The organism is Ruegeria sp. AD5, assembly GCF_056542345.1.
Map to the genome: position 1 here is coordinate 241,286 of NZ_JBQFZR010000003.1, position 16,518 is coordinate 257,803.

General features: G+C 56.7%; 19 protein-coding genes. 12 read left to right on the plus strand and 7 right to left on the minus strand.

Going from position 1 to position 16,518, the window contains the following annotated elements; translation table 11 throughout:
* Positions 1-27: 27 nt before the first annotated feature.
* The 3 genes from sucD to mdh form a co-directional block, all read right to left on the minus strand.
* Positions 28-909: a succinate--CoA ligase subunit alpha gene (sucD, locus tag ACR0JG_RS17575; protein ID WP_170522246.1), complete on the minus strand. Its 882-nt coding sequence runs from the start codon at positions 907-909 to the stop codon at positions 28-30.
* Between the two features lie 83 nt (positions 910-992).
* Positions 993-2,186: an ADP-forming succinate--CoA ligase subunit beta gene (gene sucC / locus ACR0JG_RS17580; protein WP_170395786.1), complete on the minus strand. Its 1,194-nt coding sequence runs from the start codon at positions 2,184-2,186 to the stop codon at positions 993-995.
* 309 nt (positions 2,187-2,495) lie between these two features.
* The gene (gene mdh, locus ACR0JG_RS17585; RefSeq protein WP_170408340.1) at positions 2,496-3,458 is read right to left on the minus strand and encodes a malate dehydrogenase; all 963 of its coding nucleotides are present in this window, start codon (positions 3,456-3,458) and stop codon (positions 2,496-2,498) included.
* Between the two features lie 161 nt (positions 3,459-3,619).
* Between mdh and ACR0JG_RS17590 the strand changes: the two genes are divergently transcribed.
* On the plus strand, positions 3,620-4,375 hold the full coding sequence (locus ACR0JG_RS17590) for a sulfite exporter TauE/SafE family protein (RefSeq protein WP_170395788.1): 756 nt from the start codon (positions 3,620-3,622) through the stop codon (positions 4,373-4,375).
* On the opposite strand, the gene ACR0JG_RS17595 is transcribed toward ACR0JG_RS17590, so the two are convergent.
* Positions 4,372-4,671 carry a hypothetical protein gene (locus ACR0JG_RS17595; protein ID WP_170408338.1) on the minus strand — a complete coding sequence of 100 codons (300 nt, stop codon included), beginning with the start codon at positions 4,669-4,671 and terminating at the stop codon, positions 4,372-4,374. The genes ACR0JG_RS17590 and ACR0JG_RS17595 overlap by 4 nt on opposite strands.
* Before the next feature lie 175 nt (positions 4,672-4,846).
* Here ACR0JG_RS17595 and ACR0JG_RS17600 point away from each other — a divergent pair, with 175 nt between their 5' ends.
* From ACR0JG_RS17600 to ACR0JG_RS17650, 11 genes are all read left to right on the plus strand, one after another.
* Entirely contained in the window at positions 4,847-5,704 is an 858-nt protein-coding gene (locus ACR0JG_RS17600) for an HpcH/HpaI aldolase/citrate lyase family protein (RefSeq protein WP_480571514.1), read from the plus strand.
* 6 nt (positions 5,705-5,710) lie between these two features.
* Positions 5,711-6,265 carry an NnrU family protein gene (locus tag ACR0JG_RS17605; protein ID WP_170395794.1) on the plus strand — a complete coding sequence of 185 codons (555 nt, stop codon included), beginning with the start codon at positions 5,711-5,713 and terminating at the stop codon, positions 6,263-6,265.
* Positions 6,266-6,277: 12 nt separating this feature from the next.
* The gene (locus ACR0JG_RS17610; protein WP_170408336.1) at positions 6,278-6,484 is read left to right on the plus strand and encodes a DUF1737 domain-containing protein; all 207 of its coding nucleotides are present in this window, start codon (positions 6,278-6,280) and stop codon (positions 6,482-6,484) included.
* On the plus strand, positions 6,484-7,512 hold the full coding sequence (locus ACR0JG_RS17615) for a MaoC family dehydratase (protein WP_480571516.1): 1,029 nt from the start codon (positions 6,484-6,486) through the stop codon (positions 7,510-7,512). Before ACR0JG_RS17610 ends, ACR0JG_RS17615 begins: the two co-directional genes overlap by 1 nt.
* Before the next feature lie 66 nt (positions 7,513-7,578).
* The gene (locus ACR0JG_RS17620; RefSeq protein ID WP_480571519.1) at positions 7,579-8,250 is read left to right on the plus strand and encodes a DUF1194 domain-containing protein; all 672 of its coding nucleotides are present in this window, start codon (positions 7,579-7,581) and stop codon (positions 8,248-8,250) included.
* 207 nt (positions 8,251-8,457) lie between these two features.
* Complete coding sequence (sdhC, locus tag ACR0JG_RS17625; RefSeq protein ID WP_170395798.1) at positions 8,458-8,841, plus strand: succinate dehydrogenase, cytochrome b556 subunit; 384 nt, start codon at positions 8,458-8,460, stop codon at positions 8,839-8,841.
* 13 nt (positions 8,842-8,854) lie between these two features.
* Positions 8,855-9,238: a succinate dehydrogenase, hydrophobic membrane anchor protein gene (locus tag ACR0JG_RS17630; protein ID WP_223117545.1), complete on the plus strand. Its 384-nt coding sequence runs from the start codon at positions 8,855-8,857 to the stop codon at positions 9,236-9,238.
* A 12-nt stretch (positions 9,239-9,250) separates the two neighbouring features.
* Positions 9,251-11,059 carry a succinate dehydrogenase flavoprotein subunit gene (gene sdhA, locus ACR0JG_RS17635; RefSeq protein WP_170395802.1) on the plus strand — a complete coding sequence of 603 codons (1,809 nt, stop codon included), beginning with the start codon at positions 9,251-9,253 and terminating at the stop codon, positions 11,057-11,059.
* A gap of 12 nt (positions 11,060-11,071) precedes the next feature.
* The gene (locus ACR0JG_RS17640; RefSeq protein ID WP_170408332.1) at positions 11,072-11,851 is read left to right on the plus strand and encodes a succinate dehydrogenase iron-sulfur subunit; all 780 of its coding nucleotides are present in this window, start codon (positions 11,072-11,074) and stop codon (positions 11,849-11,851) included.
* A 137-nt stretch (positions 11,852-11,988) separates the two neighbouring features.
* Positions 11,989-12,129: a hypothetical protein gene (locus tag ACR0JG_RS17645; RefSeq protein ID WP_170395806.1), complete on the plus strand. Its 141-nt coding sequence runs from the start codon at positions 11,989-11,991 to the stop codon at positions 12,127-12,129.
* A 286-nt stretch (positions 12,130-12,415) separates the two neighbouring features.
* Entirely contained in the window at positions 12,416-13,279 is an 864-nt protein-coding gene (locus ACR0JG_RS17650) for an urea carboxylase-associated family protein (RefSeq protein ID WP_480571522.1), read from the plus strand.
* 12 nt (positions 13,280-13,291) lie between these two features.
* Here ACR0JG_RS17650 and deoD read toward each other — a convergent pair whose 3' ends face one another.
* The 3 genes from deoD to ACR0JG_RS17665 form a co-directional block, all read right to left on the minus strand.
* Positions 13,292-14,002: a purine-nucleoside phosphorylase gene (gene deoD, locus ACR0JG_RS17655; protein WP_170395810.1), complete on the minus strand. Its 711-nt coding sequence runs from the start codon at positions 14,000-14,002 to the stop codon at positions 13,292-13,294.
* 18 nt (positions 14,003-14,020) lie between these two features.
* A complete protein-coding gene (locus ACR0JG_RS17660) occupies positions 14,021-14,332 on the minus strand; it encodes an H-NS histone family protein (RefSeq protein WP_480571525.1) in 312 nt (103 codons plus the stop codon).
* Positions 14,333-14,447: 115 nt separating this feature from the next.
* Positions 14,448-16,415, minus strand: coding sequence for a protein meaA (locus ACR0JG_RS17665; RefSeq protein WP_170626168.1), 1,968 nt, complete (start codon positions 16,413-16,415; stop codon positions 14,448-14,450).
* Between the last annotated feature and the right edge of the window lie 103 nt (positions 16,416-16,518).

Consider the following 16,518-nt stretch of genomic DNA (forward strand, 5'->3'; position numbering starts at 1 on the left):
GCTCCTCCCAAAGCAGTCAAATTCTGGTCAACCGATGGCTTCCAGCACAGCCTCACCCAGCTGCGCCGGGCTTTCGGCCACGACGATACCGGCCGAGCGCATGGCTTCGATCTTGTCCTCGGCGCCGCCTTTGCCACCGGCGACAATTGCGCCCGCGTGGCCCATGCGGCGGCCCGGAGGGGCTGTGCGGCCCGCGATAAACCCTGCCGTGGGCTTCTTGCGGCCTTTCTTGGCCTCATCCGCCAGGAACTGTGCAGCTTCTTCCTCGGCCGAGCCACCGATTTCACCGATCATGATGATCGACTCGGTTTCGTCATCCGCCAGGAACCATTCCAGCACGTCGATATGCTCGGTCCCTTTGATCGGGTCGCCGCCGATGCCGACGCAGGTGGACTGGCCCAGACCTACATCGGTGGTCTGCTTGACGGCCTCATAGGTCAGGGTGCCCGAACGCGACACAACGCCGACCGAGCCGCGCTTGTGGATGTGGCCTGGCATGATGCCGATCTTGCAGGCGTCGGGCGTGATGACACCGGGGCAGTTCGGGCCGATCAGGCGCGAGTTCGACCCTTCCAGCGCACGCTTCACCTTCATCATGTCCAGAACGGGGATGCCTTCAGTGATGCAGACGATCACTTCCATCTCGGCATCAATCGCCTCGAGGATCGAATCCGCTGCAAACGGCGGCGGCACGTAGATCACGCTGGCATTGGCTTCGGTCACATGCTTGGCCTCGTGGACCGAGTTGAACACTGGTAGACCCAAGTGCTCCATCCCGCCTTTGCCGGGTGTCACGCCGCCGACCATCTTGGTGCCATAAGCGATGGCCTGTTCGCTGTGGAATGTGCCCTGCGAGCCGGTAAAGCCCTGACAGATCACTTTGGTATTTTCGTCGATGAGGACTGCCATCTGGCGTTCTCCTTTATACGGCAGGCTTCTGCCCGCCAAAATCTTGGGAAAGGCGGGCTGACGCCCAGCCTACGGGATGACATTCAGCCTTTGACGGCCTTCACGATCTTCTCGGCACCGTCTTTCAGGTTGTCCGCCGCGATCACATCGAGGCCCGAGGTGTTGATGATCTCTTTGCCTTTCTCGACATTCGTGCCTTCCAGACGCACGACCAGCGGGACCTGCAGGCCCACCTCTTTCACCGCGGCAACGACGCCCTCGGCAATCACATCACAGCGCATGATGCCGCCGAAGATGTTGACCAGAATGCCTTTGACGTTCGGATCCGAGGTGATGATCTTGAACGCCTCGGTCACTTTCTCTTTGGTCGCGCCACCGCCCACATCCAGGAAGTTGGCAGGCTCGGCACCGTAAAGCTTGATGATGTCCATCGTGGCCATCGCCAGACCGGCACCGTTGACCATGCAGCCGATCTCACCGTCCAGCGCGATGTAGTTCAGGTCGTATTTGGACGCTTCCAGTTCCTTGGGGTCTTCCTCGGTCGTGTCGCGCAACTCGGCAATATCCGGGTGGCGGTATACCGCGTTACCATCAAAGCCGACTTTTGCGTCCAGTACTTTCAGGTCGCCCTTGTCCGAGACGATCAGCGGGTTGATCTCCAGCATCTCCATGTCCTTCTCGACGAAGGCATTGTAGAGCTGGTTCATCAGCTTGACGCATTGTTTGACCTGCGCGCCTTCCAGTCCCAACGAGAACGCGATGCGGCGGCCGTGATAGGGCTGATAACCAGTGGCGGGATCAACCGAGAAGGACAGGATTTTCTCAGGCGTCGCAGCGGCCACCTCTTCGATGTCCATGCCGCCTTCGGTCGAGCATACGAATGAGATACGGCTGGTCTGGCGGTCCACCAGCAGGGCCAGGTAAAGTTCACGTTCGATGCCCGAACCGGCTTCGATGTAGATGCGGTTCACCTGCTTGCCTGCGGGGCCGGTCTGATGGGTGACCAGCGTGCGGCCCAGCATCTTCTTGGCTTCTTCGGCGGCTTCTTCCACCGATTTGGTCAGACGGACACCGCCTTTTTCACCGGCGTCGGCCTCTTTAAAGGAACCCTTGCCGCGACCACCCGCGTGGATTTGCGCCTTGACGACCCAAAGCGGCCCGTCCAATTCACCGGCTGCGGTTTTGGCTTCCTCGGCGCGCAGAACTGCGCGACCATCGGAGACCGGAGCGCCATAGCTGCGAAGAAGCGCTTTGGCTTGATATTCGTGAATGTTCATCGAAATTGTCCCGTCTGACTACGATTACACCGTTATAGGGGTGTCTAAGCGCCAAAATTAAAGAGTTTTTTGACCGGTCACGGGAAATTGTCGAAGATTTTCAGTATTTGTGATCACAGGTTTTTGGGGTGTGATCACAAAAATTGCGGGGCGTGGGAATTGATTCGATGATCCGGGATCATGCCCACAAAACACATTCATAGATGAGTTTTGCGACGTTTGCGCGAACATCTTTTAGCCAGCTTGGCACCGTGTAAAAGAAAACCGGCCCGTGAAGAGGGCCGGTTCATTGGTTCTAGGGTTCGTGACTTAGGCCAGCGAGCTGTCGATACCCTTGCATGCTTCGATCAGGCCCTTAACGGCATTGACCGAATTGTCGAAACCGGCCTGTTCTTCTTCGTTCAGCTTGATGTCGACGACGCGCTCGATACCACCTGCACCGATTACGGTAGGCACGCCGACATACATGCCGTCGACACCCAGTTCGCCGTTGCAATAGGCAGCACAGGGCAGAACGCGTTTCTGGTCTTTCAGGTAGGCTTCGGCCATTTCGATCGCCGAAGTCGCCGGTGCATAGAAAGCCGAGCCGGTCTTCAGCAGACCAACGATTTCTGCGCCGCCGTCACGGGTGCGCTGAACGATGGCGTCCAGTTTTTCCCGCGTGGTCCAGCCCATCTCAACCAGATCGGGCAACGGGATACCGGCAACGGTCGAGTAGCGTACCGAAGGCACCATCGTGTCGCCATGGCCGCCCAGAACAAAGGCGGTGACGTCGCGCATGGACACATTGAACTCTTCCGACAAGAAGTGTGCGAAACGGCCCGAGTCCAGAACGCCCGCCATGCCGCAGACTTTGTTGTGCGGCAGGCCCGAGAATTCACGCAGCGCCCAAACCATCGCGTCCAGCGGGTTGGTGATGCAGATGACGAACGCATCCGGAGCGTTTGCGGCGATGCCTTCACCGACCGATTTCATGACCTTCAGGTTGATGCCCAGCAAGTCGTCGCGGCTCATGCCCGGCTTGCGCGGCACGCCAGCGGTGACGATGCAGACGTCGGCACCGGCGATGTCCTCATAGGACTGGGTGCCCTTCAGTTTGGCGTCGAAGCCTTCCGAGGGGCCGGATTCGGCGATGTCCAGCGCCTTTCCTTCCGGGGTGCCTTCGGCGATGTCGAACAGCACGACGTCACCAAGTTCTTTCATTGCAGCGAGGTGGGCGAGCGTGCCGCCGATCTGACCTGCGCCGATCAGCGCGATCTTGGGTCTGGCCATTTGGAATATCTCCGGTCGGTTTTGAAATCGCGGTTGTGCTAGTCGCAAAAGCGGCGTCACGCAAGCCTTCTGCGGCGCGGCATGCCACCGCATACCGTTTGCACACACCTCGCCGATTGCGCTAAACCGCCTGTGAATCATGCATATTTCCGGGGTGCCTGATGTTCGAGATGAACCTGATGTTTTTTGCAGTGGCGATCCCGGCGGTGATCTTCGCGGGCATCTCGAAAGGTGGGTTCGGCTCGGGAGTGGCGTTTGCATCTTCGTCGATTCTGGCTCTGATACTGACGCCAGGACAGGCGCTAGCGCTAATGCTGCCGATACTGATGGTGATCGATCTGGCGACGTTAAAGCCGTATTGGAAACGCTGGAGCTGGCCGGATTCGCGCCTTCTGATGTTGGGCGCAGTACCCGGTATCGCGCTGGGCGCGTGGCTTTATCGTGCGACGGATGACGATCTGCTACGTCTGTTGATTGGCGGAATATCGGTCGGTTTCGTGATCTGGCACGTTGCCCAGACCAGAGGCTGGGTGCGGGGCTTTGCCAACCGGTTGCCTCCATCGGCGGGCCTGTTTGCCGGGCTGATCGCTGGATTCACCAGCTTTGTCAGCCATGCGGGCGGCCCACCCGCCGCCGTGTACCTGCTGTCACAACGCCTGACGAAAACCGAATTTCAAGCCTCGACCGTGCTGGTCTTCTGGGTGATCAACGCCGTCAAATTCGTGCCCTTCGCCTATCTGGGCCTCTTCACCTGGCACACAGCCTTGGCAGACCTCTTGCTGACCCCGTTTGCGATCCTCGGGGCCTGGCTGGGCGTCCGGGCGCATTTCATGCTCTCCGAACGATTGTTTTTCAACATTGCCTACGTCTTGCTGACCCTGACGGGAAGCAAACTTATTTGGGATGCGCTGGTTTAGGCGTTGGGCGGCAATGCTTCGGCCAGTGTTTCATAAGACTGGCCTGAGGCGATCAGGCAGGTCACACCTTCCGGCAAGGTCACAACAATGGTCCAGCTGCCGGTTTGGTCCGAGGCAAAAACCTCCATCACCGCTCCCCGACGCGCAATACCGATGCCTCGTCGGGTTTCGCCATATGACTTTGTCAATCGCTTGATCACGTCTTCGCGTGGCGCACAATTCTGTGCGCTGACTTGTTGCGCTGCCAGTACCATGATGCCCAAGCCAATCGTCATTTTCAGCATAATCGTTTTCATTGGTCACCCCTTTCAAGCTCTTCCTCAAAGCAGCGTGCCGTAGGCAAAAGGACATCGCGTTAAGGCAACGCACGTTGCGCAGCGCAGGAAATGCTGCGCTGCGGCGATTTTGTTCTTGAACTTTCCGTCAAAAAATGCCCCATTCCGCGCAACATTATTTCAATGGGAGAGTCCAGTGGACCCGCGCCAACGCCCCTATCGCTCGGTACTATACATCCCCGGCTCGCGTGAACGCGCGCTTGATAAGGCCCGCACATTGCCGGTGGACGCCATCATCTTTGACCTTGAAGACGCGGTTGCGGCTGATGAGAAAGAGAACGCGCGCGAGACCCTCAAGGCGGCTTTGGCCGCCGGAGGCTATGGTGCTCGGGTCAAGATTGTGCGGATCAACGGGCTTGATACCGAATGGGGGCGCGCGGATGCCGAAGCCGTGCGCGAGATGGATGTAGATGCCGTTCTGTTGCCAAAGGTGAGTTCTGCTGCGGATGTGGATGCGCTGACCTCAATCACCGGAGACCTGCCGATCTGGGCGATGATGGAGACGCCGCGCGGGATGCTGAACGCAGCCGAAATTGCCGCACATCCGCTGATGGCAGGCTTTGTCATGGGGACCAACGATCTTGCGAAAGAGCTGCAGACGCGCTTCCGCCCCGACCGTTTGCCGATGATGACCTCGCTTGGCCTGTGCCTGCTGGCGGCCAAGGCCGAGGGGCTGATCATCGTCGATGGCGTCTACAATGCTTTCAAGGACACCGACGGTCTGGCCGCCGAGTGTGCCCAGGGCCGCGACATGGGCTTTGATGGCAAAACCCTGATCCACCCGGCCCAGGTCGACATCGCAAACTCCGCCTTTGCCCCTTCCGAAGTTGAGATTGATCTGGCTCGCCGTCAGATTGCCGCTTTCGAGGAAACCGAGTCTCAGGGGCAGGGGGTCGCCGTTGTCGATGGCAAGATTGTTGAAAACCTACACGTTGTAACTGCCCGCGAAACTCTGGCAAAAGCAGAGGCGATAGTAGCTTTGCAAGCGGGGTAAGCCAGTATGGGCTTTGTTCTTCTGATCCTTGGTGTGGCACTTTGGTGGGCCGCACATCTTTTTAAGCGCGCGATGCCGGAACGACGTGCCGCCATGGGCGACGCGGGCAAGGGCGTCGTGGCGCTCGCCTTGGTGGCCTCGGTATTGTTGATGATCTTCGGTTATCGCATGACCGATTTCATTTATGTCTGGGCGCCGCCAACCTTTCTGATTCACGTCAACAACCTGCTGGTGTTGATCGCGTTCTATCTGGCCAGCCCTGCGGGAACCAAAGGTCGCCTGTTGAACAAGGTCCGTCACCCCATGCTGGGTGGCTTTAAACTCTGGGCATTTGCGCACCTGTTGGTGAACGGTGATCTGGCCTCGATCATCCTGTTTGGTGGCTTGCTGGCCTGGGCAATTGTCGAAGTGATCGTGATCAACAAATCCGAACCAGACTGGGCACCGGGCGAACCCGGCACATACGGCAAAGATGCCATGTTCTTTGTGGGCTCCATCGTGCTGCTGGGCGTTGTGGGCTATATTCACGGGCTGGTTGGTCCGTCTCCGTTTGGTGGATAAGGGGCCTAATCAATGGCGAAACTTTATCGTTTGTTGACCGAGGAAGACACATCAGCCTTCTGCCACAAGGTCTCGGACGCGTTGGCAAAGGGATGGGAGCTTTATGGCGACCCGTCTTATGCCTTTGACGCCGCAAATAACGTGATGCGTTGCGCGCAGGCTGTGACCAAAGAGGTCGCCGCTGATTACACCCCCGACATGAAACTGGGACAGCAATAATGGCAAAAACCAATCCGGGTAACTTTTTCGAGGATTATTCAGTCGGGCAGATCCTGCATCACGCCGTGCCGCGCACGGTGACAGATGGCGAGCGCGCGCTTTATCACGCGCTCTATCCCGCGCGACACGCACTCTATTCCTCGGATGAGTTCGCCCGGAATTGTGGCCTGCCGCAAAGTCCGATTGACGATCTGGCGGCCTTCCATGTGGTGTTCGGTAAAACGGTTCCCGATATCTCGCTGAATGCGGTGGCTAATCTGGGTTATGCCGAAGGGCGCTGGCTGCAACCGGTCTACCCCGGTGATACGCTGCGCGCTGAATCTGAGGTGATCGGCCTCAAGCAGAACTCGAACGGCAAAACCGGTGTCGTCTGGGTCCGCACCCGCGGGCTGAACCAACGCGACGAAGTGGTGATCGAGTATGTTCGCTGGGTCATGGTGCGCAAATCAAACCTCGATGCGCCTGCATCAGAGACGGTGGTGCCCAATCTGAAAAAGGCGCTTGATGTCAGCGATCTGGTGGTACCACAGGGGCTCGATTTCTCGAAATACAATTTTGTACAATCCGGCGAAAACCACCGCTGGGATGCGTACAACACGGAAGAAACGATTGATCACGTCGATGGCGTGACCGTCGAAGAGGCCGAGCACATGCTGGCCACCCGCCTGTGGCAGAACACCGCCAAAGTGCATTTCGACCTCACCTTCCGACCAGAGGGGCGGTTGATCTATGGCGGCCACGTTATCTCGATGGCGCGTGCCTTGTCGTTTAATGGCCTGGCGAATGCGCAGATGATCGTTGGCCTGAACGGCGGTGCCCACGCCAACCCTTGTTTCTCGGGCGATACGATCAAAGCCTGGTCCGAAGTTTTGGACAAGGCCGAGACCGGAACTCCCGGAATCGGTGCCATCCGCTTGCGCTTGGTTGCGACCAAAGGTGGCGAGCCTTTCACTTTGCGCAATGATGAGGGTAAGTACCTGTCTAACGTTCTGTTAGATTTGGATTATTGGGCTCTTATGCCAATGTAGCCAATGCCTTCTGGCGGCTGACATTCATGTGATCACGGTCCGCGAAATCCATGCTACGCTTGGCGCATGATGATGTTTCGTGCGCTCGCCGCCAGCCTGTATCTGGCATCTCAGGCCTATGCTTGTGATTTGGCTCTGGCCTTGGCCGTAGACGTTTCAGGCTCGGTTGATTCCGAGGAATATCGTATCCAAATGGACGGTCTTGCCGCAGGTCTGCGGGACCCTATCGTATCCGAGGCCTTGGTGCGCGGACAGGCTCGGCTGATGCTTGTGCAATGGACAGGCAGTTCTCGCCAGAGGATCACGATCCCCTGGACCCGGATCGATAGTTTTAGCACCCTGGACAGTTTTGCTGATCTGGTCGCAGCTGACCCTCGTGTCTGGCGTAACTTCTCAACTGCGATAGGTGAGGCGCTCGATATGACCGTTGCCAGCTTTGACGACGTGCCCGAATGCGAAAGGCATCTTATTGATCTTTCGGGCGACGGAATTTCGAATGAAGGAATCGAGCCATCGACAATCCACGCCAAACTGCGGGATCGCGGCATCACCGTGAACGCGATCGCGATTGAAGAAAGTGAACCCGATCTGACAGCCTATTTCTTCGAGAACGTCATCGTTGGCGAGGGGGCCTTTGTCGTCTCTGCAGCAGGCTTCGCGGATTATCCCGAACGTATTCGCAAGAAGCTTTTACGCGAAGTGACACAGCAGACTGCAGGGCTGACGCCGCTCCAATAATAGATTCGTGATCACTTTGCTTTTTCATTGAAAACGCTAACATTGGCGGTATCGAATGTGATTTGTGATCACGAGAATATTTTGTGTGATCACAAACACGGCTTATCAGCGATTTTGCGTTAAATTTACTGGAATTTGCACCTGCAGCGCGTGACAGAGTCGTAAAAAACAGTAAAACGTTCGGTAGCCAACCGAAAAGGAGCCAACATGGCCGATGTAAATCGAGGCAACCGCCCGCTTTCTCCACATTTGACGATCTATCGTCCACAGATGACGTCCATATCTTCGATTATGGTGCGCATCACGGGTCTTGCGTCTTTTGGCTTGGCTTTGTTGGTCGTCTGGTGGTTACTTGCTGCGGCCACATCGGAAAGCGCCTTTGAGCTGATCAATGGATTGATGACCAGTTTCCTGGGTGATCTGATCATGTTCGGCGCGGCTTGGGCCATTTTCTATCACATGCTGGGCCGTTTGCGGCACGTCATCTGGGATCTGGGATATTGCGTGAATGTTGAAGTGTCCGAGAAGATGGGCATTGGCATGTTCGTGCTGGCAACTGTTCTGGCTCTGATCACAGCCGTAGCGCTTTAAGGGGAGGTTCGCGATGCAGTTTCTCACAGACCGTAAACGCGCGCAGGGCATGGGGGCCGGACGTGCAGGTACACATCACCACTGGCAAATGATGCTCAGTTCGGCGGCATTGGTCATCCTTGTTCCGCTGTTTGTATTTACTTTCGGGCACGCCCTAGGCGGAACCTACGAAGAGGCTCTGACCTATTACAGCCGCCCGTTCCCGGCGATTATCATGGGTCTGACACTGGTTGTTGTCGTCCCGCATTTGTTGCGCGAAGCCCAGGAAGCGATTGAGGACTACGTGCATGGCGTCGCGGAAAAGCTGGCGCTGATGGCAGCGCAGGCCTTTGCATACACACTGATTGCTGCGGGTCTCTTTGCGCTCGCGCGTCTGGCTCTCGGATATGCGCAGTAAGGAACAAGAACAATGACAGCAGCATATGAATACGAAACCCACGAATATGACGTGGTGGTTGTCGGTGCCGGTGGCGCGGGTCTGCGTGCAACATTGGGCATGGCCGAGCAGGGTTTGCGCACCGCTTGCGTGACGAAGGTATTCCCGACCCGTTCACACACAGTGGCCGCCCAAGGCGGCATTGCGGCGTCCTTGTCGAATATGGGGCCAGACCATTGGCAGTGGCACATGTATGACACCGTAAAGGGCTCGGACTGGCTGGGTGACACCGATGCGATGGAATACCTCGCGCGTGAAGCACCCAAAGCCGTATATGAGCTAGAACACTACGGAGTGCCATTCAGCCGGACCGAAGAAGGCAAGATCTATCAGCGCCCATTTGGTGGCCACACCACCGAATTTGGCGAAGGCCCCGCTGTGCAGCGGACCTGTGCCGCCGCCGACCGGACCGGTCATGCGATCCTGCACACACTGTATGGTCAGTCGCTGAAGAACAACGCCGAGTTCTACATCGAGTATTTCGCCATTGATCTGATAATGTCTGAGGACGGACAGTGTCAGGGTGTCGTGTGCTGGAAGTTGGACGACGGCACAATGCACGTCTTTAACGCCAAGATGGTTGTTCTGGCGACCGGCGGCTATGGCCGCGCCTATTTCAGTGCAACCTCGGCACATACCTGCACCGGCGACGGTGGCGGTATGGTGGCCCGCGCGGGTCTTGCGCTGCAGGATATGGAATTTGTTCAGTTCCACCCAACCGGCATCTACGGATCGGGCTGCCTGATCACCGAAGGTGCACGTGGTGAAGGCGGATACCTGACCAACTCGGAGGGCGAGCGGTTCATGGAGCGCTACGCGCCTCAGTACAAAGACCTCGCGCCGCGCGACTACGTTAGCCGTTCAATGACCATGGAAATTCGCGAAGGGCGCGGACATGGTGACAACGGCGACCACATCCACCTGAACCTCAGCCATTTGCCAGCCGAAGCTTTGGCGGAACGCCTACCGGGCATTTCAGAATCTGCGCGCGTTTTTGCAGGGGTTGATGTTACCAAAGAACCGATCCCGGTTCTGCCGACCGTGCACTATAACATGGGCGGTATCCCGACGAACTATTGGGGTGAAGTTCTGAACCCGACAGCCGACAACCCGACCGCCGTGGTCCCTGGCCTGATGGCTGTGGGCGAGGCCGGGTGTGCCTCGGTTCACGGGGCAAACCGTCTTGGTTCAAACTCGCTGATCGACCTCGTGGTGTTTGGCCGCGCAGCGGCGATCCGGGCGGGCAAAGTTGTGGATGCCGACGCATCGAACCCGGTTCTGAACCAGGCCTCTGTCGATAAGGCGTTTGACAGATTCGATGCGGCGCGCAACGCCAGCGGCGCAATTCCAACCGCAGATCTGCGGCTTGAGATGCAGCGCACCATGCAAGAGGACGCGGCGGTTTTCCGCACCTCGAAGACCATGGCTGAGGGCGTCGAGAAGATGACCGCGATCGCTGCCAAGATGGATGATCTGAAGGTTTCTGACAGATCGTTGGTCTGGAACAGCGATCTGATGGAGACGCTCGAGCTTACCAACCTGATGCCAAGCGCGCTCGCCACCATCGTTGGTGCCGAAGCGCGTAAGGAATCCCGCGGTGCACACGCCCATGAAGATTTCACCGAGCGTGACGATGAGAACTGGCGCGTCCACACGGTCAGCCGTGTCGATGGCAACAAAGTAGAGCTTAGCTACCGTCCGGTTATCGTTGATCCGCTGACGACCGAAGACGAGGGAGGCATCAGCATGAAAAGAATCGCGCCCAAGGCGCGGACGTTCTAAGGAGAGGAACCCATGGTACAACTGACCCTCCCCAAGAATTCCCGGATTACCACCGGTAAAACCTGGCCCAAGCCCGACGGCGCGACCAATGTGCGCAAATTCCAGATCTATCGCTGGAACCCGGATGATGGCCAGAACCCGCGCGTCGATACTTATTTCGTCGATATGGATACTTGCGGCCCGATGGTTCTGGACGCTCTGATCAAGATCAAGAATGAGATCGATCCGACTCTGACCTTCCGCCGTTCGTGCCGCGAAGGCATCTGCGGGTCCTGCGCGATGAACATCGACGGGATTAACACGCTGGCCTGTATCTATGGGATGGATGAGATCAAGGGCGACGTGAAGATCTACCCGCTGCCCCATATGCCGGTGGTCAAGGACCTGATCCCTGATCTGACTCATTTCTACGCCCAACACGCCTCGATCATGCCGTGGTTGGAGACTAAGACCAATCGACCGGCAAAAGAGTGGAAGCAATCCATCGAAGACCGCAAGAAATTGGATGGTCTCTATGAATGTGTGATGTGTGCCAGTTGCTCGACCTCGTGCCCCAGCTACTGGTGGAACGGCGACCGTTATCTCGGCCCTGCCGCGCTGCTACATGCTTACCGCTGGATCATCGACAGTCGGGATGAGGCCACCGGTGAGCGCTTGGACGAGCTGGAAGATCCGTTCAAGCTGTATCGCTGCCACACCATCATGAACTGCGCCAAGACCTGTCCCAAGGGTCTGAATCCTGCCAAAGCGATTGCAGAAATCAAGAAGATGATGGTGGACCGCGCGGTCTGATCACGCACCAAAACAAAGCACTTGCCGGGTTGCGGCAAGTGCATGCCGCCTCTGCAAAACTATGCGATGCGCTTGTGCGAGCGCGGATTTAAAGTCCGCGCAGGGAGGAGTGATGAGTTCGAAAAAAGGTCACTCCGATGAACATGCAAAACCAAAAACACGACGCGGCCAAAGCGTTGGAATTTCTGGAGCAAGCTTGGGCCTATTATACGCCCGAGCCCAAAGTTCCGGCCAAAGACGAAACACCAGAATTGTTTGAATATGCGAACGCGGCTTAACCGTGTCGCGCGGGCTTGAAAATTACGACACAATAGGCAATGCAGAGCTATGCCCGTTCTATTGCTTCTGCTCGCCGCTGGCGTTTTTGCCTATTTTTTCTGGCGGTCCCGCACGTCGTCTCTGACGCGCGACTGCAGGTGGCGGCAACATCGAAGCGAGGGCCAGTGGCGCTGTGCTTACTGTGGCGCGGTGTCAAAATCTGATGTTGAGCCCACACAGTGTCTGAAGGGACAATAGCTGCTGTTGGGGGTTTCCCACCGGGCCGAACTGCGCCACTCTCGGCCCATGTCAGAATCTCGGAATACTCCCCGCCCACCCATGGATGCAGATGCGCGCCGCGCGATTGCGCCCGTTATTTGCTACCCGAATGAAGGGCTACCAAAACCCGATCTAGGGCTCTATCAAACTGCGCGTGATACAGCGCACAAAACGGGTGAGGTGTTGGTGCCACCGCGAGATGCGCGATGCTTTGAGGTGCCTGCAGGGCATTTCTTTAGGATCACTTCTGTTGAAGGATCGCAAGTTGGCGATCTAAACCTGTGGAACCTCAACGACCTTTCCGAGCGGTTCTATTCCGGCAAGACGCGCGCGTTGCATGGCACACATATCACCGTGGGTGAGCGCATGTGGTCGAGCTTTCCACATATGCGACCGATGGCGACAATCATTGCAGATACGCTGGGGTGGTACGGAATCGATGATTTCGGCGGGTCGGTGCACGATGTGATCGGGACCCGATGTGATCCCTATACCGGTAATCTGCTAGCTGGATCCCAGTACCATCACTGTTGCCATTCGAATCTGACACGCGCGCTGGCGGATCATTTGGGCGTCTCTTTGGCCGAAGCCGAGCCTGCGGTACATGATGTATTGAACGTGTTCATGTGCACCGGTTTCACGCGTGATACCGGGCAGTATTTCATGAAAGCCTCACCTGTCCGTCCGGGAGACTATCTTGAGTTTTTCGCCGAGATTGACCTGCTGGGAAATCTAAGCGCGTGCCCGGGCGGTGATTGCTCGTCCGAGCATTCATCGGATACAGCATCGTGTTATCCCCTGCTGGTAGAAACCTTTGCCCCGGCTGAAGGTGCGCTTGAGGGATGGCGCAGCCCCGCGCGCAACGGATATGACCGCACGCACGGGCGCTAGATATCGCGCAATTCAGCTGTCCGGGAACGCCGCCTGCAGCGCGATTTCGACCATGTCGCCAAAACTGCTTTCTCGGTCCGAGGAGGGCAGGGCTTCGCCGGTCAACAGGTGGTCCGAGACTGTCAGTACCGCCAATGCGCGGCATTTGTGACGCGCGGCAAGGATGTAAAGCTCTGCCGCTTCCATCTCGACACCCAAAATACCGTGCCGAACCATTTGTTCGTTCAGGTCCGGGCGTTCGTCATAAAAGACATCGGATGAATAGATGCCGCCAACATGGGTTGGCGTACCTTTGGCTTGTGCAGCCAATGCTGCAGACTGCAAAAGACCCCAATCCGCGCAAGGGGCGAAGTTCATTTCTCTCATGATCCCGCGCGAAGGGGTGCTGAGTGTGGTCGACGTCATCGCCAGAATAACATCACGCACATTCACACTGTCTTGCATCCCGCCACATGACCCGATCCGGATCAGAGTTTTGGCGCCGTAGTCACGGATCAATTCGTTCACGTAGATCGACAGAGACGGCATCCCCATGCCACTACCCTGAATGGTAACACGATTTCCTTTCCAGGTGCCGGTGAACCCCAGCATGCCACGCACTTCGTTTACCAGCTTCACGTCTTCAAGAAACGTTTCGGCCGCCCATTTTGCGCGATACGGGTCGCCGGGCAAAAGAACGGTTTCGGCAATCTCGCCTTTTTGGGCTCCAATATGGATAGTCATTTTGCCACTTGCCCCCGATCAGATTTCCAGATCAGTAATATCGGTACCGGCTTTTATGGCGTCATGAACCCACTGCGGTTTACGGCCCCGCCCGGTCCAGGTTTGCGACGGATTGTTCGGATTTTGATATTTCGCTTTAGATGACTTTACCGATTTAGCGCCGTCTCCTGACAATTCAGACAACGAAAACCCATATTCCGCCGCCGCCTTTTCGGCGGCTTTCAACGCTTCTTTTCGCTCACGCATTTCGGCGGTTTTTAGCGCCTTTTCGACCCGATTGCGCAATTCGAGCAGTTCTTTGCGCGACATTTTTTCAAGATCGATTGCCATAATCTTCTCCATTTCGGCTATTCCCCTACTTATTGCAGGGGAAATTGAATAAACCCGAACCTATCTATTCCCATTTTACCGGAAATAGAAATGGAGATTTCTGTAATATGCTTTTCTATTCAGCCGCAATTTCCGTTGGGTCAACCAATGTGACGATATCGCCCATGATTGCATTCAATTCGAAATTTTTCGGCGTATAGATTTTCGATACACCCATGGAACGCAATTGATCCGCGTCCTCATCGGGGATGATCCCACCTACAATGACGGGAATATCGCTTAGCCCTGCTGCTTTCAGCCGCGTCATCACGTCCTTCACCAAAGGCAGGTGGCTGCCAGAGAGGATCGATAGACCAATCACATGCGCTTTGTCTTCTTGTGCCGCAGTTACGATTTCTTCGGGCGTAAGACGAATACCTTCGTAACTGATGTCCATGCCACAGTCGCGTGCGCGGAAGGCGATCTGTTCGGCTCCGTTCGAGTGTCCGTCCAGACCAGGTTTACCAACAAGAAACTTCAGCCTGCGCCCCAGACGGTCGCTTACCGCATCTACGGCTGCGCGCAAGTCTTCCAGACCTTCGGTTTTGTTCGAAACAGATCCCGAGACGCCGGTTGGTCCACGATATGTACCGTAGGCCTTGCGCATTTCCTCGGCCCATTCGCCGGTTGTGACACCGGCCTTGGCCGCAGCGATTGAAGGTGCCATCACGTTGGCACCGGATCGCGCTGCTTCGCGCAATGCTTGCAGCGCCGCGGCCACTGCTGCGTCATCCCGATCCGCACGCCAGTCGTTCAAGCGTCCGATTTGTTCCTGTTCAACCGCCGGGTCGACGACCATGATGCCGCCATCCTCGGTCTGCAAAGGTGAGGCTTCGCCCTCGGTCCATTTGTTTACGCCAACGACAACGGTTTCATTGCGTTCAATACGGTTCAAGCGCTCGGCATTAGACTCGACCAGTCGCGATTTCATGTATTCGATCGAGGCTACCGCGCCGCCCATCGATTCGAGATTAGCCAATTCAGCTCGTGCGCCATTTTTGAGTTCTTCGACTTTGGCGTCGACAACCGGATTGCCGTCGAACAAATCGCCATATTCCAGCAGATCGGTTTCATAGGCGAGGATTTGTTGCATCCGCATCGACCATTGCTGATCCCAGGGACGAGGCAGGCCGAGCGCTTCGTTCCATGCAGGCAACTGCACCGCACGTGCGCGGGCACGTTTAGACAGCGTCACCGCAAGCATTTCAATCAGTATGCGATAAACGTTGTTTTCCGGCTGCTGTTCGGTCAGCCCCAGCGAGTTTACCTGAACGCCATAACGGAATCGGCGGAACTTGGGGTCTTCAATGCCATAGCGCTGCTGCAGAATTTCGTCCCAAAGATCCACAAAGGCGCGCATTTTGCACATTTCGGTGACAAACCGGATGCCCGCATTCACAAAAAACGAAATCCGCCCGCAGAGTGCCGGGAAGTCTTCAGCCGGAACGCGCGGGCGAAGTTCGTCCAGTACTGCAATGGCAGTCGCCAGAGCATAGGCCAGCTCTTGCTCGGGCGTCGCGCCTGCCTCTTGCAGGTGGTACGAACACACATTCATCGGGTTCCATTTGGGCACGTTATCGTAGCAATATTCGGCCACGTCCGCGATCATCTTCAGCGATGGCTTGGGTGGGCACACATAAGTGCCGCGGCTCAGGTATTCCTTGATCAGGTCGTTCTGGACGGTCCCCTGCAATTTCGAGACATCCGCGCCCTGTTCCTCGGCAACTGCGATATATAGCGCCAAAAGCCAAGGAGCAGTCGCATTGATCGTCATCGAGGTATTCATCTGTTCCAGCGGAATTTGATCGAACAGAACCCGCATGTCCCCCAGATGGCAGATCGGAACCCCAACTTTTCCAACTTCGCCGCGCGCCAAAGTGTGATCGCTGTCATACCCTGTTTGGGTTGGCAGATCGAAGGCCACGGACAGGCCGGTCTGACCTTTGGCTAGGTTCGCACGATAAAGCGCATTTGACGCTTTGGCCGTTGAGTGACCGGCATATGTACGGATGAGCCAGGGGCGATCTTTCTGCAACTGCGTCATGGGTCGTGCCTCGCGGATCGGTGGGTAACAAAATTACGTTCTATGGTGGTAAATAGTAATTTTCAGTACATGTCAATTCGCTGCGTTGCGGCATCGACGGTTT